Source organism: Rathayibacter sp. AY1C2 (assembly GCF_002931195.1).
GTDB lineage: Bacteria > Actinomycetota > Actinomycetes > Actinomycetales > Microbacteriaceae > Rathayibacter.
The window spans coordinates 16,930-31,818 of record NZ_PSWG01000010.1; the positions used below are offsets into that span (position 1 = coordinate 16,930).

A 14,889-nucleotide genomic window follows, 5' to 3' on the forward strand; every position below is an offset into this window, starting at 1 on the left:
CTAGCCTGGGCTCGCCCCTGAACGCGAACGTCGAGGAGAACCGTGTCTGACAAGCCCACCGCCACAGCCAACATCGGAGTCGTCGGTCTGGCGGTGATGGGCTCGAACCTCGCCCGCAACCTCGCCAGCCGCGAGGGCAACACGGTCGCGGTGTTCAACCGCTCCTACGGCCGCACCGAGACCCTCATCACGGAGCACCCGGAGGCGGGCTTCGTCGCGTCCGAGACCATCGAGGACTTCGCCGCCTCGCTCGCCACCCCGCGCACCGCGATCATCATGGTCCAGGCCGGCCGCGGCACCGACGCCGTGATCGAGCAGCTGACGAAGGTCTTCGAGCCCGGCGACATCATCGTCGACGGCGGCAACGCGCTCTTCACCGACACCATCCGCCGCGAGAAGGCCGTCCGCGAGACCGGCATCCACTTCGTCGGCACCGGCATCTCCGGCGGCGAGGAGGGCGCGCTCAAGGGCCCGTCGATCATGCCCGGCGGCTCGGTCGAGTCCTACAGGACCCTCGGCCCGATCCTCTCGTCGATCGCCGCGGTCGCCGAGGGCGAGCCCTGCGTCACCCACATCGGCACCGACGGCGCCGGCCACTTCGTCAAGATGATCCACAACGGCATCGAGTACGCCGACATGCAGCTCATCGCCGAGGCGTACGACCTGCTCCGCACCGTCGGCGGACACGAGCCCGCCGCCATCGCCGAGGTCTTCGACGCCTGGAACAAGGGCGACCTCGAGTCGTACCTCATCGAGATCACCGCCGAGGTGCTCCGCCAGGTCGACGCCGACACCGGCAACCCCTTCATCGACGTCGTCCTCGACCAGGCCGGCTCGAAGGGCACCGGCGTCTGGACCGTGCAGAACGCGCTCGACCTCGGCGTCCCCGTCGGCGGCATCGCCGAGGCCGTCTTCGCCCGCGCCGTGTCCTCCCACCCCGAGCAGCGCGAGGCCGTGCAGGCCCGCGTCACCTCGCGCCCGACCCCGGTCGAGAAGTACGAGGGCTTCGAGGACGACGTGCGCGCCGCGCTCTACGCCTCCAAGGTCGTCGCCTACTCGCAGGGCTTCGACGCGATCATCGCCGGAGCCGAGAAGTACGGCTGGGAGATCGACAAGGGAGCGGTCGCCAAGATCTGGCGGGCGGGCTGCATCATCCGCGCCCAGTTCCTCAACCGCATCGTCGACGCCTACGACGAGAACGCCGGCATCACGACCCTCCTCGAGGACCCGTACTTCGCCGAGGCCGTCGCCAACGGCGAGGCCGCCTGGCGCCGCATCGTCTCGACCGCCGCGCTCTCGGGCGTGCCGATCCCCGGCTTCGGCGCCGCGCTGTCGTACTACGACTCGCTCGCCTCCAAGCGCCTCCCGGCCGCTCTCGTGCAGGGCCAGCGCGACTTCTTCGGAGCGCACACCTACAAGCGCGTCGACAAGGAGGGCACCTTCCACACGCTGTGGTCGGGTGACCGCACCGAGGTCGAGCAGGACCCCTCCACGCACTGACCTGCGTCGCACGAGGAAGGCGCCCCCGCCCGCAGGACCCACGGATCCTCGGGCGGGGGCGCCTTCCTCGTCGCGGAGGGAGCTCCCCCGTCGTCAGCGGAGCCGGGCGGTGGCGTCCGGCTCCCCGAGCGGGCGCTCGACGCCCGGGCCGGCTGACCCCTCAGGTCCGGAACGCCCGCGCGATCAGGAGCGCCGCCAGGAGCACCGCTGCGGCGGCCGCCGTGGCCGCCGGGAGGGCGAGCAGGAGCAGCAGCGAGACCGCGGCCGACGCGAGGGCGGGCCCGCTCGCCCCGGCCGCTCCGTGGTCGAGGCGCCGCACGATGGTCGCCACCAGCAGGGCGGCCACGGCGAAGGCGAGCAGCGCGTCGGCGTCGAGGATCACGACCGCGAGCACGGCGACCAGGCAGAGGACGAGCTGGGCCGCCGCCGGCACGCCGGTCCTGCGGTTCCTGGTGGCGAGCACCGCCGGGATCTCCCCCGCGCCGGCGAGACGGACGAGGGCGCGCGCGTCCCTCCTCCCGAGGTCGAGGAGCGCGAGCAGGACCGCGATCACCGCGGCGGCCCCGACGAGCCCGGACGCAGGCGTGCCCCGGGTGACAGCGCTCAGGGGGGTCTCCGAGGACGCGAGGACCTCGGGACCGGCCGCCAGGAGCAGACCGGCACCGAGCGCGGCGGCGGCCGCCGTGGCGATCCCGATGCGCAGCAGGGCGGGGCGGAGAGCCGTCACCGCGCCGGAGCGGAAGGTCGGCAGGAGGATCAGGAGCAGCGCCGCGGCGGTGCCGGCTCCCAGCGGCCCTCCGTCGCGCAGCGGGTCGAGCGGCGCGGGGTCCGGAGGGGACACCAGCACAATCACGGCGGCGGCGGCCAGCAGGACGACGACCGCACCGACGAGGAGCAGGACCGGGCGAGCGGGGAGGCGCCCGCCGCGCAGGCCGAAGAGCGCGACGGCCACGAGCAGCAGGACGGCCAGGGGCCGGGCCGCTCCCCCGAGGACCGACTGGGCCGCGGTCAGGGCCAGCGCGGCCGAGGCGAAGGCGCGCCCGACGATCCCGAGCCACTCGGAGGAGGGGCCGTCGTGGACGGTGCGCCCGGCATCGGCGACGGCGCCCAGGGCCGCGGCGGCCGCAGCGACGGCGAGCCCGAGGAGCAGCCACCAGCCCGCTGCGGCGGCGGCCGGCGACCAGACCAGGAAGACCGCCGCCAGGGCGAGGGTCGCATCCGAACGCTGGGGCACGGCCTCACCCTAGGCGGTGGAGCCGGGGCGGGACCCGGGTGCGCTGTGCAGGGCACACCCGGGGCGCGGGGTCCTACGCGTCGCCGTCGAACATCGACGTCACGGAGCCGTCGTCGAAGACCTCGTGGATGGCGCGGGCCAGCAGCGGAGCGATGGGCAGGATCGTCAGGCGGTCCCAGGTCTTCTCCGGCGGCAGCGGCAGGGTGTCGGTGACGACGACCGAGTCGATGAATTCGGAGCTCAGGAGCTCGACCGCCGGGTCCGAGAAGACGGCGTGGGTCGCCGCGACGACCACGCCGATCGCGCCCGCCTTCTTCAGCGCCTCGGCCGCCTTCGCGATGGTGCGCCCGGTGTCGATGAGGTCGTCGACGAGGAGGCAGACGCGGCCCTTCACCTCGCCGACGATCTCGTGGACGGAGACCTGGTTGGCGACCTTCGGGTCGCGGCGCTTGTGGATGATCGCCAGCGGGACGCCGAGCTTGTCGCTCCAGATGTCGGCGACGCGGACGCGGCCCATGTCGGGCGAGACGATGGTGAGGGTCGAGGGGTCGAGCTTCTCGCGGAAGTGCTCGAGCAGCACCGGCATTGCGAAGAGGTGGTCGACGGGGCCGTCGAAGAAGCCCTGGATCTGCGCCGCGTGCAGGTCGACCGACATGATCCGGTCGGCTCCCGCCGCCTTGAAGAGGTCCGCGACGAGGCGGGCCGAGATCGGCTCGCGGCCGCGGCCCTTCTTGTCCTGGCGCGCGTAGGGGTAGAAGGGGGCGACCACGGTGATCCGCTTGGCGGAGGCGCGCTTGAGCGCGTCGACCATGATCAGCTGCTCCATCAGCCACTCGTTGATCGGGGACGTGTGCGACTGGAGGACGAACACGTCGCCTCCGCGGACCGACTCGCCGTAGCGGACGTAGAGCTCGCCGTTGGCGAAGGTGCGCCCCTCGGTCGTGACGAGCTCGGTCCCGAGCTCGTCGGCGACCGCCTCCGCCAGTGCCGGATGCGCCCTCCCCGAGACGAGGACCAGGCTCTTCTTGTTGCTGGCGGTGATGCCGGTCACTGTGCTCCGCTTCCTCCGGTGGGCGCCTGGTCGGATCCGGTGGGATCCGACGCCAGGGCCGCCTCGGCGGCGTCGGCCGCTGCGGTGCCCGGACGGTGGGTCTGCACCCACCCGGCCATGTTGCGCTGCGGAGCGACGGTGATCCCGAGGGCTCCGGCGGGGATGTCCTTGCGGATGACCGTGCCGGCGCCCGTGTACGCTCCGTCACCGATTCTAACGGGGGCGACGAAGACGTTGTGCGACCCCGCACGCACGTGCGAGCCCACCACGGAGGACGCCTTGCTCACCCCGTCGTAGTTGGCGAAGATCGAGCCGGCGCCGATGTTCGACTCCTCGCCGATGACCGCGTCACCGACGTAGGAGAGGTGCGGGACCTTCGATCCCTCGCCGATGACGGCGTTCTTGGTCTCGACGTAGGTGCCGATCTTGCCGCGGGCGCCGAGCACGGTGCCGGGGCGGAGGAACGAGAACGGGCCGACCTGGGCCTTCGCGCCGATCACGGCGAGCGTGGCGTCGGAGCGCTTCACGACCGCGTCCTCGCCGACCTCGCAGGAGTCGAGCGTGGTGTCCGGGCCGATGACCGCACCGGTGGCGATGACGGTCGGCCCCTTGATCTGCGTGCCCGGGAGGATCTCGACGTCCGGGGCGAGGACCGCGTCCACGTCGATCCAGGTCGTCGCCGGGTCCTGGATCGTGACGCCCTCGAGCTGCCAGCGGCGCACGATGCGCGCGTTGAGCTCGAGCGCCGCGGCGGCGAGCTGGGCGCGGTCGTTGATCCCGGCCACGAGCCAGCGGTCCTGCACAGGGACGGCCTCGATCGCGCGGCCGGCGGCCTTGAGCGCGGCGGCGGCGTCGGTGAGGTACTTCTCCCGCTGAGCGTTCTCGGTGCCGATCGCGCCGATGACCGAGCGGAGCGCGGCGGCGTCGAAGGCGTAGACGCCGGCGTTGATCTCGGTGAGGTCGAGCTCGTCGGGGCTGGCGTCCTTCTGCTCCACGATGGAGGCGAAGGCGCCGTCGCCGCCGCGGACGATACGGCCGAAGCCGGTCGGGTCCTCGAGCACGCAGGAGAGCATGGTGAGCGCGTTCGCCGCGGCGAGGTGCTCGTCGAGCAGGCGGCGGAGGGTCGGCGCGTCCAGCAGCGGGACGTCGGCGCTCAGCACGACGACCGTGCCGGCGAAGGACTCCGGGAGCGCCGCGAGGCCCTGCTCGACCGCGCGGCCGGTGCCGGGCGTCTCGTCCTGGTCCACCACCAGTGCGGAGGGGGTGTGCTCGAGGACGGCCTCGGCGACCCGGTCGCGCTCGTGGCGCACCACGGTGACGACGTGCGCCGCGTCGAGCGAGGCGGCCGTGTCGAGCACGTGCCCGAGCAGCGGCCTCCCGGCGAGGCGGTGCAGGACCTTCGGGGTGCGGGACTTCATGCGGGTGCCCTGGCCTGCCGCCAGGATCACGACGGCGAGCGTATTGTCTGCCATGTTCTTCGCGTTCTCCTCCGTGAGCGCACCGTCCTGGTGCCGCTCCGCCACCAGGATTCGAACCTGGACCGGACAGCTCCAAAGGCTGCCGTGCTGCCGTTACACCATGGCGGACCGCGCGATCGCGCGCCGTCCATCCTGCCACCTCGCGGCGCAGTCCTTCTTCGGTCGGCATACGCCGCATCCTCATAGCAACGCAAACCATTCGATCTGACTGCTACATTTCCCTTCAACGACACTAGCTTCAACTATAGATGGGTGACTTATCTTGCTACGAGTGTTCATAACATCTGGAGTGATTGGGCTATCTAGCCTAGGGCTTTTCTTCCTCGTTGCCGATTTTGAACTGCTAGAAAGCCGCGCGCCCTGGACGTGGTTAGTGCTTCTACTGCTGACTGGTGCCGTAATTGCCGATCTGGTCATGGGACTTCAACGAGCGAGGGAACGTGGAGTGCACAAGTTCTCAAAACGGAATCAGCAGAATCGCATTCGAAAGTACATGAAGCGGCTGATTGAAGCCTCGAGCAGTTGCCTGATAGTTTCCCGAGATCTTTCATGGGTAGATGATAGTGTCGAGGAAGTACTTGCAATAAAAGCGCGGTCAAGGAGTCTTACCCTAGTAATAGGTCGCGAAACCGCACTCACTAATCGATTAAAAACTCTTGGGGCAAAAATTAGTCATTATGGAATGGAAGGTATCTCCCTAACGACTCGCTTTACCATCGTTAATCCAGACACTAATCACGTGAAAATCGCCATCGGAACATCACAGGACGATACGCATGTAATCAGAGAGTTCCGACCAAGCGATACCATCCCTTTTCAGTTGGCTAAGGACCTCGCGGCCGTGCTTAGACACGTGACGAAAAGCAATTAATACCATGAGCGAATTCACTATCAATCGAGTCACGAAGCAAGACGAGCTAACACGAGAGTGGGACCGAATTGCCGCCATCAGACACGCGCAACAGATCAGCGGCAAAGATACGAGTTTTAATGCGGTCCTTAAACCAGCTATATTGCAACGAATCGGTACCGCGCAGTCCGTGCTGGATGCTGGTTGCGGAACCGGCATCCTGACCAACGACATCGCATCACTCCCCGGAGTAGTTGTCACCGGAGTCGATCCGAGTCCTGTTTCTATCGAATTAGCGAGACGCTTCTCAAATAACTCTGCAACAGAAACTCACGTCTCGACATTGGAAAATTGGTCCCGAAGATATGACGGCACTTCATACGATCTGATCACCGCAAATATGGTTCTCATGGACACACTTGACCTCTCATCTTTTCTTATATCTGCCAGACACCTTCTCAAGCGAGGAGGTCGCCTCGTCGCGACTGTTGTCCATCCGAATTTCTGGCCACGCTACTGGGGCTACGAGGATTTGCCGGACTTTGATTACCTCAAAACCTCCGCAATAACAGGAAGGTTCAAGATTGGCCAGCAAACGACCAACCTCTCGACAACCCATATTCATCGCCCACTTGCAGATTACGTGCGAAGCATAACGTCTGCCGGTTTCGCCTTAAAGGAAGTTACTGAAATGTACGGGGCCGAGCGCCGGTTGCCTTTCGAAAAGCGGTATCCGCGTTTCTTGCTTCTGGAAGCATTTACCAATGGATAAAAGACTGACGTTGCATGGTCACTTCTGGAGGACTCCGGCAAACTTGGCGGTGGGAAACAGTGAGTGCGAATGACGAGGTCGACGGGATCGTCGACGCCTGGGTCCGGGAGCGGCCCGATCTCGACTTCACGCCGCTCCAGGTCTTCTCGCGGATGCGCCGGCTGGCCAAGCAGCTCGAGCGCGCGCGCGGCAGCGCCTTCGGCCGGTCGGAGCTCGAGACGTGGGAGTTCGACGTGCTCTCGGCCCTGCGGCGCGCGGGCGCGCCCTACCGGATGAGCCCCAAGCAGCTCCTCCAGGCGACCATGGTCACCAGCGGCACCATGACCAACCGCATCGACCGGCTGGTCGAGCGCGACCTGGTCGAGCGCCTCGACGACCCGAACGACGGGCGCGGGGTGCTGGTGCAGATGACGCCGTCGGGGCTCGCCCGGGTCGACGCGGCGATCACCCGCCTGGTCGACGCGGAGCAGGAGCTGCTCGGCGCGCTCACCCACGCCCAGCAGGAGCGGCTGGCGCAGCTCCTCCGGAAGCTCTCCCTCGACTTCGGCTGAGCCGGTCGGCCCGGGCCCGCGACAGCGTCCCGCCCACGCGGTACGGGACAGCTGCCGGTGCCGCGGAGGAGACCGGCGTCAGCCCTCGAGCTGCTCCGAGAGCTCCAGCCAGCGCAGCTCGAGCTCGGCCGTCTCGTCCTCGTAGGCTCGGAGCGAGGCGTTGAGCGCCAGGATCCCGTCGTAGTCGTCCTGGTCGTGCGTCGCCATCTTCTCGTGCACGGTCTTCGTCAGCTGCGTGAGCTTGTGCAGGCGCCGGTCGATCGCCGACACCTCCTTCTCAGCGGTGCGGCGCTCGGCCCCCGCGAGTCCGCTCGACGCCGGCGCGGCGGAGGAGGAGCCCGACGACGCCGCCGCGGGCGCACCCTTCTCGAGCGCGCGGCGCAGGTCGAGGTACTGCTCGACGCCGCCGGGCAGGTGGCGGAACGCGCCGTCCATCACGGCGTACTGCTGGTCGGTGACGCGCTCGAGCAGGTACCGGTCGTGCGAGACGACGAGGAGGGTGCCCGGCCAGGAGTCGAGCAGGTCCTCGATCGCGGCGAGCATGTCGGTGTCGAGGTCGTTGGTCGGCTCGTCGAGGATCAGCACGTTGGGCTCGCTGAGCAGGATGAGCAGGAGCTGGAGCCTCCGGCGCTGACCGCCCGAGAGGTCCTTCACGGGCGTCGAGAGCTGCGCGCTCGAGAAGCCGAGCCGCTCGAGCAGCTGGCCCGGGGTCATCTCCTTGCCGCCGATGGAGTAGCTGGTGCGCTGCTCCGCGATGATCTCGCGGACGGGCCGGTGCTGGACCCCGGTCAGCTCGCGCAGCTGCTGGTCGAGGATCGCGACGCGCACAGTGGTGCCGCGCTTCACCCGGCCGCTCGTCGGCTCCACGCTGCCCGCGACCAGGCCGAGGAGGGTCGACTTGCCGGCGCCGTTCACGCCGAGGATGCCGGTGCGCTCGCCGGGCGCGATCCGCCACTCGATGCGGTTGAGGACGGTCCGCTCGCCGTAGCGGACGGTGACGTCGAGCAGGTCGACGACGTCCTTGCCCAGGCGCGAGACGGCGAGCTGCGAGAGCGAGACCGAGTCGCGCACCGGGGGCTCGTCCTCGATCAGCTGGTTCGCGGCGTCGATCCGGAACTTGGGCTTGGCCGTGCGGGCGGGGGCGCCGCGCCGGAGCCAGGCGAGCTCCTTCTTCATCAGGTTCTGGCGCTTGGCCTCCATGGTCGAGGCCATCCGGTCGCGCTCCACTCGCTGCAGGATGTACGCCGCGTACCCGCCCTCGAACGGCTCGACGAGACGGTCGTGCACCTCCCAGGTGGCGGTGCAGATCTCGTCGAGGAACCACCGGTCGTGGGTGACGACCGCGAGCCCGCCCGACGACGCCGCCCAGCGGCGCTTGAGGTGCTCGGCGAGCCAGGCGATGCCCTCGACGTCGAGGTGGTTGGTGGGCTCGTCGAGGAAGACGACGTCCCAGTCGCCGACGAGCAGCTTCGCGAGGGCGACCCGGCGCCTCTGGCCGCCCGAGAGGGAGCCGACCACTCCGTCCCAGGGGACGTCGCGCAGCAGGCCCGCGATCACGTCTCGGGTGCGCGCGTCGCCCGCCCACTCGTGCTCCTGGAGCCCGCCGACGACGGCCTGGGCGACGGTGAGGTCCTCATCGACCGTGTCGGCCTGGTCGAGCATCCCGAGCGTGACGCCGCGGCGGTGCGTGACGCGGCCGCTGTCCGGCTCGATGCGCTGCGCGAGCAGGCGCAGGAGGGTCGACTTGCCGTCGCCGTTGCGTCCGACGATCCCGATGCGGTCGCCCTCCTCGATCCCCAGGGAGACGTCGTCGAAGATCACGCGTGTGGGGTACTCGAGTCGCAGCGCCTCGGCGCCCAGCAGATGTGCCATAGGGATCCAGCCTAGGCGGTGCCGCCTGAGCGGTCCGCCGCGGGTCGATCACAGTGCGGCCGGGTCGCGGCCCCCGGACCTCAGCCCGCGGGTGCCGGCTCCGAGACGGACACCGAGCGGCGGTGCAGTCCCGTGGCGCCGTCGGGGGCAGGCGGGCGCTCGACCGTGGTCTGCACCGTGCCGTCCGCGTCGGTGGCGCGCACGGTCACGACGTGGTCGCCGACCGTCGCGTCCCACTCGAGGACCCACTGGATCCACGTGTCCGCGGTGACCTGCTCGGCGAGGCGCGCCTCCTGCCAGGCGCCGCCGTCGATCTGCACCTCAACCTTCGCGATGCCGGTGTGCGGCGCCCAGGCGACTCCCGCCACGGCGACCGTCCCCGCCTCGACGGGCTGGCCCTGGCGCGGCACATCGATCCGCGACTCGATCTTGATCGGACCGCGCTCGGTCCAGCCGCGCGTCGACCAGTACGCCAGGTCCTCCGCGAAGGTCGTGACCTTCAGCTCGACGACCCACTTCGTCGCCGAGACGTAGCCGTACAGGCCGGGGACGACCATCCGGACGGGGAAGCCGTGCTCGACCGGGAGCGGCTCGCCGTTCATCCCGACGGCGAGCAGGCTCGCGCGGTCCTCGTCCTGCAGCACGTCGAGCGGGCTGGAGGCGGTGAAGCCGTCGATGCTCCGCGAGAGCACCATGTCGGCGCCGGCGGTCGGCCGGGCCCGGGCCAGCAGCTCGCGGATCGGGTAGCCCAGCCAGAGGGCGGTGCCGATCAGGTCGCCGCCGACCTCGTTGGACACGCAGGACAGGGTGACCAGGTGCTCCTCGAGCGGCAGTGCGAGCAGCTCGTCCCAGGTGATCTCGATCTCCTCCTCCACCATTCCGGTGATCATCAGCGACCAGTCGGCGGGCTCGACCGACGGCACCGAGAGCGCGGTGTCGATCCGGTAGAACGAGGAGTTGGGAGTGACGTAGGAGCTGATGCCGTCGATGTCGTCGAGCACGGCGCCGGCCGGGACGGGCGCGGCGGCCGAGGCGGGAGCCGGCAGGGACACGGCCTCGCGCACGGCCGTAACGGCGGCGGAGGCGGACGTGAGGAAGCGGGCGCCGATGCCGGCGGCGACCGCGGCGACTCCGGCGATCCCGACCAGGCGGAGGAACGACCGGCGGTCCGGGGAGTCGCTCTCACGCTCCTCCTGCCAGCCGCGGAGGCGGACGGAGGCCGAGCGCAGCACCGCGGCACCGGCCACCATGCCCACGACGCTCGGCGCCGCGTCGATCCCGGACGCGCCCTCGCGGCTGACGGCGGCGAGCGCACCGGCGCCCGCGACGACGGCCAGCAGCAGCACGCCGAACGGCGGGCGGCGGTACTCGAGGACCCCCGCGCCGACGGCCAGCAGCGCGATCGCGAGGCCGATCGAGACCAGCAGCACGAGCTTGTCGCCGGTGCCGAAGAGCGCGATGACCGTGTCCTTCACGCCCGGGGGCACGATGTCGATGACGAAGCCGCCGACCGCGACCAGCGGACTGCCGCCCGCTCCGGTGAAGACCGCGACGACCTCGGCGGCCGCGAGGGCGACGACGGCGGCCACGATCCCGGAGAGGATCGCGAAGAGGGTGGCTCGGCGGGACATGAGCGGCACTCTAAGCCACGAGGTCGGAACTTCTCTGCGGACCGTCTGTGGAGGGCGCCGGGCGCGGGGCTCGCGCGCCCCGCTCCGGAGGCACCGCCTCCGAGACTAGGTCGACACCAGGCGCGCCCCGTGGACCGGGCCGGAGACCCGCACGGCGCTCAGCCGCGCGGAGCTCAGCTCGCGCTGCAGGTCGGCCGCCGCATCGGCGTCCGGAGCGAGGAACGCCACGGTCGGTCCGGACCCCGAGACGAGGCCGCCGAGCGCCCCGCGGCCCTCGCCGAGCTCGAGGATGCGGGCGAGCCCGGGCTGCAGGTGCAGCGCCGGCGCCTGGAGGTCGTTGTGCATCGCGTCGGCGAGCATGGCGGCGTCGCCGGCGCGGAGGGCCTGCAGCACGTTGGGATCGATGGCGGGGGTCGCCGAGATCGGGCGGAAGTCGTGCAGGTGGCGCTCGCGGTGCCGGTCGAGCTCGCTGTAGACCTCGGGGGTCGACAGGCCCTCCTCCGAGAGGACCAGCACCCACTCGAAGCGGCCCTTGGCGAGCGCCGGGCTCAGCTCGTCGCCTCGGCCGACTCCGATCGCGGTGCCGCCGGTGAAGGAGAAGGGGACGTCGGCGCCGAGGCTCGCGGCGATGCCGAGCAGCTGCTCCCTCGTGCAGGCCGTGCCCCAGAGCGCGTCGCAGGCGAGCAGGGTCGCGGCTGCGTCGGCCGAGCCGCCGCCCATGCCGCCGGCGATGGGGACGTTCTTCTCGATCTCGAGGTGCACGCCGCCGCGGTAGCCGGTCGCCCGGGCGAGCGCCCGAGCCGCCTTGATCGCGAGGTTGGAGCCGTCGACGGCCAGGCGGGAGGTGTCGATCGAGCCCGAGAAGGAGACCGAGAAGTCGGCCGCCTCCTCCGCGAACACGTCCTCGTAGAGGGAGAGCGACTGGAACGCGGTGGCCAGCTCGTGGTACCCGTCGTCGCGCACGGCGCCGACCTTGAGGAACACGTTGATCTTGCCTGGCGCCCGCGCGTGGACCCGGTTCGACGTCGCGCGGTGGGCCATGCATCCACGCTACAGGGTGGCGGAGGCGCCCTCGTCCGCACCCGGGGCGGGCTCCCCGTCGCCGTCCGCGTCGTCCCCGTCGGTCTCCGCCGGCGACCCGTCGGGCACCGCCGCGCCGCGCACGGGGACCCGCGCCGGATCGAGCTCGCGGCCCAGGCGGACGAAGGCGGCGACGTCCAGCTCCTCGCCGCGCGCGGTCTGCGGGACGCCGGCCCGCTCGAGCGCGACGATCGCCGCGGCGCTGTCGCCGAAGAGGGTCGCGAGCGACTGGCGGAGCATCTTCCTCCGCTGCGCGAACGCCGCGTCGACGACCGCGAAGACGGCGCGGCGCAGGGTCTCGTCGCCCGGCTCCTCGCCGCGGTCGAACGCGACGAGCACGCTGTCGACGTTCGGCACCGGCCAGAAGATCTGACGCGAGACCGCGCCGCCCGTCGTCCAGGAGCCGAACCACGCCGCCTTGACGCTCGGGCCGCCGTAGACCTTGGAGCCGGGACCGGCGGCGAGCCGGTGCCCGACCTCGGACTGCACCATCACCACTCCGGACCGGATGCTGGCGAAGTGCTCGAGGAAGTGCAGGAGCACCGGCACCGAGATGTTGTACGGGAGGTTGGCGACGAGCCGGACCGGCTCCCCCGGCAGGTCGAGCACCTTCATCGCGTCGGCGTGCACGACCGCGAGATCGGCGCCCGGCGCCATCAGCTCGACGGTGCGCGGCAGCTGCTCGGCGAGGCGCCCGTCGATCTCGACGGCCACGACCTGCGCGCCCGCCTCGAGCAGGCCGAGGGTCAGCGATCCGAGGCCGGGGCCGATCTCGACGACGGTCTCCCCCAGGCGCACCCGAGCGAGCTTGACGATGCGGCGGACCGTGTTGGCGTCGTGCACGAAGTTCTGGCCGAGCTTCTTGGTCGGCGTGACGTCGAGGAGGCCGGCGAGGTCGCGGATCTCGGCCGGGCCCAGCAGGCGCGGGATCGCGGCGGCCGTCGGCTCGGCGGCGTGGCGGCCGCTCATGCGAGGGGTCCGACCGGCTCCGTCGGCTCGGAGCCGACCTCGCCGCCCCACTCGCCGTACACGGCCTCCGTGTTCGACGCGATCGTCGCGGCGAGGTGGCCGACGTCGGTCTCGAGGGTCGCGGCCATCGAGCGCAGGGTGTGCGGGAGGAGGTAGGGCGCGTTCGGGCGGCCGCGGAAGGGCGACGGAGTGAGGTACGGCGCGTCGGTCTCGACCAGGATGAGGTGCCGAGGAGTCGCGACGAGCGCCTCCCGCAGCGGCTCGGCGTTCTTGAACGTCACGGTGCCGGCGAAGGAGAGGTACCAGCCCTCGTCCGTGCACATCCGCGCCATCTCCGCGTCCCCGGAGAAGCAGTGGAAGACGGTGCGCTCGGGGGCGCCGACGCGGCGCAGGGTCTCGATGACCTCGCGGTGCGCGTCGCGGTCGTGGATCTGCAGCGCGAGGTCGTGCTCCTTCGCGATGCGGATGTGCTCCTCGAAGGAGCGGAACTGCGCGGCGCGGCCGCTCTCGCCGGTGCGGAAGAAGTCGAGCCCGGTCTCGCCGATGGCGCGCACCCGCGGCTGCTCCGCCAGCTCAGCGATCACGGCGAGGGCGGCGTCGAGCTCGCCGCGCTGCTCCAGCTCGGGCGCCTCGTTGGGGTGGATCGCGACGGCGGCCAGCATGCGCGGCTCGCTCGCCGCCTGCTCGGCCGACCAGCGGCTCGTCTCGACGTCCGTGCCGACCTGGACGACGCCGCGGACGCCGACGGTGGAGGCCCGGTCGAGCTGCTCGCGGTGGTCGAGCGGCTCGAGGCCGTCGGCGATCTCGAGGTGCGTGTGGTTGTCGTAGACGGGGACGACGAGCGCCTCGGGCAGCGGCGGGTACGTCAGGTCGCGGCCGGACGAGGCCTCGCGGGAGCGGACGTGCTGGCTGTCGGTCATGCGCTCCAGGCTACCGGGAGGGCTCGCGCGGACCGGAGTCCCGGGTGGACGAGGGCCGAGAGGCGGCCGCTGAGGCGCCCTGAGCGGATCGGGTCAGCACCCGATCGGATCGGGACAGCCCGCCTCCCGCGCCGCCGGGAGGCTGGAGCCATGACAGACACCGAGCTCCTCGCCCACTCCGCATCCGGCTCCCTCGCCGGACGCCACGCCCTCGTCACCGGATCCTCGAGCGGGATCGGCGCGGCCATCGCCCGCCGGCTCGCCGGGGCCGGCGCTCACGTCCTCGTGCACGGACGCGACCCCGAGCGGGTCGGGTCCGTCGTCCGCGGCATCCGCGCCGACGGGGGCACCGCCTCCGCGCTCGTCGCCGACCTCGCGGGCACGCCGGAGGAGACCCGCGCCGTCGCCGCCCGGGCGCTGACCCTCCTCGACGGGCGGATCGACGTCCTCGTCAACAACGCCGGAGTGTTCCCGGTGGGGCCGACGGCCGACCTCAGCGACGCCGATGTCGAGTCCCTCCTCACCACGAACATCCGCGTGCCGCACCAGCTCGTCGCGGCGATCGCCCCGGCCATGGCCGAGCGCGGGAGCGGAGTGGTCGTCAACATCACCTCGTGGATGGGACGGGTGGGAACGCCGGGGACCGCGCTCTACCCCGCGACCAAGGCGGCGCTGGAGCACCTCACGCGGGCGTGGGCGGCTGAGTACGGCCCGAGCGGCGTGCGCGTGGTCGCCGTCGCGCCCGGCGCGACTCTCACGCCCGGCAACGAGCACGCCGCGGCGATCCTGGAGCAGATGACCGCGTCCGCCCCCGCCGGCCGGCCCGGACGTCCGGACGAGATCGCCCTGGCCGTGCGCTGGCTCGTCTCGGACGAGGCCTCGTACGTCCACGGCACGACGCTCGACGTCGACGGAGGCATCGTCGGCGCCCGCGTCTGACGCCGCGGCACGCGCCGCTCGGAGTCCCCGCGACAGCGCCCG

The 14,889-nt window shown here is 71.0% G+C and carries 12 protein-coding genes and 1 tRNA gene; 4 read left to right on the forward strand and 9 right to left on the reverse strand.

Annotated elements, in window-relative coordinates; genetic code table 11:
* The first annotated feature begins 42 nt into the window (after positions 1–42).
* On the forward strand, positions 43–1,500 hold the full coding sequence (gene gndA, locus C5C55_RS09040; protein WP_104233684.1) for an NADP-dependent phosphogluconate dehydrogenase: 1,458 nt from the start codon (positions 43–45) through the stop codon (positions 1,498–1,500).
* A gap of 160 nt (positions 1,501–1,660) precedes the next feature.
* On the opposite strand, the gene C5C55_RS09045 is transcribed toward gndA, so the two are convergent.
* From C5C55_RS09045 to C5C55_RS09060, 4 genes are all read right to left on the reverse strand, one after another.
* Positions 1,661–2,734, reverse strand: coding sequence for a hypothetical protein (locus tag C5C55_RS09045; protein WP_104233685.1), 1,074 nt, complete (start codon positions 2,732–2,734; stop codon positions 1,661–1,663).
* Positions 2,735–2,807: 73 nt separating this feature from the next.
* Complete coding sequence (locus C5C55_RS09050) at positions 2,808–3,785, reverse strand: ribose-phosphate diphosphokinase (RefSeq protein WP_104233686.1); 978 nt, start codon at positions 3,783–3,785, stop codon at positions 2,808–2,810.
* Positions 3,782–5,257 (reverse strand): bifunctional UDP-N-acetylglucosamine diphosphorylase/glucosamine-1-phosphate N-acetyltransferase GlmU, encoded by a 1,476-nt coding sequence (glmU, locus tag C5C55_RS09055; RefSeq protein ID WP_104233748.1) that lies wholly within the window; start codon positions 5,255–5,257, stop codon positions 3,782–3,784. The genes C5C55_RS09050 and glmU overlap by 4 nt, the downstream gene beginning before the upstream one ends.
* Positions 5,258–5,299: 42 nt before the next feature.
* Positions 5,300–5,371: transfer RNA gene (locus C5C55_RS09060), tRNA-Gln, on the reverse strand.
* A 767-nt stretch (positions 5,372–6,138) separates the two neighbouring features.
* Between C5C55_RS09060 and C5C55_RS09065 the strand changes: the two genes are divergently transcribed.
* The gene (locus C5C55_RS09065; RefSeq protein WP_104233687.1) at positions 6,139–6,885 is read left to right on the forward strand and encodes a bifunctional 2-polyprenyl-6-hydroxyphenol methylase/3-demethylubiquinol 3-O-methyltransferase UbiG; all 747 of its coding nucleotides are present in this window, start codon (positions 6,139–6,141) and stop codon (positions 6,883–6,885) included.
* 59 nt (positions 6,886–6,944) lie between these two features.
* Positions 6,945–7,436, forward strand: coding sequence for a MarR family winged helix-turn-helix transcriptional regulator (locus tag C5C55_RS09070; RefSeq protein ID WP_104222340.1), 492 nt, complete (start codon positions 6,945–6,947; stop codon positions 7,434–7,436).
* Between the two features lie 78 nt (positions 7,437–7,514).
* On the opposite strand, the gene C5C55_RS09075 is transcribed toward C5C55_RS09070, so the two are convergent.
* The 5 genes from C5C55_RS09075 to C5C55_RS09095 all read right to left on the reverse strand — a co-directional run bounded on the left by C5C55_RS09075 (position 7,515) and on the right by C5C55_RS09095 (position 13,908).
* Positions 7,515–9,308: an ABC-F family ATP-binding cassette domain-containing protein gene (locus C5C55_RS09075; RefSeq protein WP_104233689.1), complete on the reverse strand. Its 1,794-nt coding sequence runs from the start codon at positions 9,306–9,308 to the stop codon at positions 7,515–7,517.
* An 80-nt stretch (positions 9,309–9,388) separates the two neighbouring features.
* On the reverse strand, positions 9,389–10,939 hold the full coding sequence (locus C5C55_RS09080) for a molybdopterin-dependent oxidoreductase (RefSeq protein WP_104233690.1): 1,551 nt from the start codon (positions 10,937–10,939) through the stop codon (positions 9,389–9,391).
* Between the two features lie 105 nt (positions 10,940–11,044).
* A complete protein-coding gene (locus C5C55_RS09085; protein WP_104233691.1) occupies positions 11,045–11,980 on the reverse strand; it encodes a 4-(cytidine 5'-diphospho)-2-C-methyl-D-erythritol kinase in 936 nt (311 codons plus the stop codon).
* Between the two features lie 9 nt (positions 11,981–11,989).
* Positions 11,990–12,988, reverse strand: coding sequence for a 16S rRNA (adenine(1518)-N(6)/adenine(1519)-N(6))-dimethyltransferase RsmA (gene rsmA, locus C5C55_RS09090; RefSeq protein ID WP_104233692.1), 999 nt, complete (start codon positions 12,986–12,988; stop codon positions 11,990–11,992).
* On the reverse strand, positions 12,985–13,908 hold the full coding sequence (locus tag C5C55_RS09095; protein WP_104222332.1) for a TatD family hydrolase: 924 nt from the start codon (positions 13,906–13,908) through the stop codon (positions 12,985–12,987). Before C5C55_RS09095 ends, rsmA begins: the two co-directional genes overlap by 4 nt.
* 150 nt (positions 13,909–14,058) lie before the next feature.
* Between C5C55_RS09095 and C5C55_RS09100 the strand changes: the two genes are divergently transcribed.
* Positions 14,059–14,847 carry an SDR family NAD(P)-dependent oxidoreductase gene (locus C5C55_RS09100; protein ID WP_104233693.1) on the forward strand — a complete coding sequence of 263 codons (789 nt, stop codon included), beginning with the start codon at positions 14,059–14,061 and terminating at the stop codon, positions 14,845–14,847.
* The last annotated feature ends 42 nt before the right edge of the window (positions 14,848–14,889 follow it).

What these genes read in the sequence shown, in the direction of transcription:
- glmU (WP_104233748.1), bottom strand. Translation starts at nt 5,257, where the DNA reads ATGGCAGACAATACGCTCGCCGTCGTGATCCTGGCGGCAGGCCAGGGC.
- C5C55_RS09065 (WP_104233687.1), top strand. Translation starts at nt 6,139, where the DNA reads ATGAGCGAATTCACTATCAATCGAGTCACGAAGCAAGACGAGCTAACA.
- C5C55_RS09075 (WP_104233689.1), bottom strand. Translation starts at nt 9,308, where the DNA reads ATGGCACATCTGCTGGGCGCCGAGGCGCTGCGACTCGAGTACCCCACA.
- C5C55_RS09080 (WP_104233690.1), bottom strand. Translation starts at nt 10,939, where the DNA reads ATGTCCCGCCGAGCCACCCTCTTCGCGATCCTCTCCGGGATCGTGGCC.
- C5C55_RS09085 (WP_104233691.1), bottom strand. Translation starts at nt 11,980, where the DNA reads ATGGCCCACCGCGCGACGTCGAACCGGGTCCACGCGCGGGCGCCAGGC.
- rsmA (WP_104233692.1), bottom strand. Translation starts at nt 12,988, where the DNA reads ATGAGCGGCCGCCACGCCGCCGAGCCGACGGCCGCCGCGATCCCGCGC.
- C5C55_RS09095 (WP_104222332.1), bottom strand. Translation starts at nt 13,908, where the DNA reads ATGACCGACAGCCAGCACGTCCGCTCCCGCGAGGCCTCGTCCGGCCGC.
- C5C55_RS09100 (WP_104233693.1), top strand. Translation starts at nt 14,059, where the DNA reads ATGACAGACACCGAGCTCCTCGCCCACTCCGCATCCGGCTCCCTCGCC.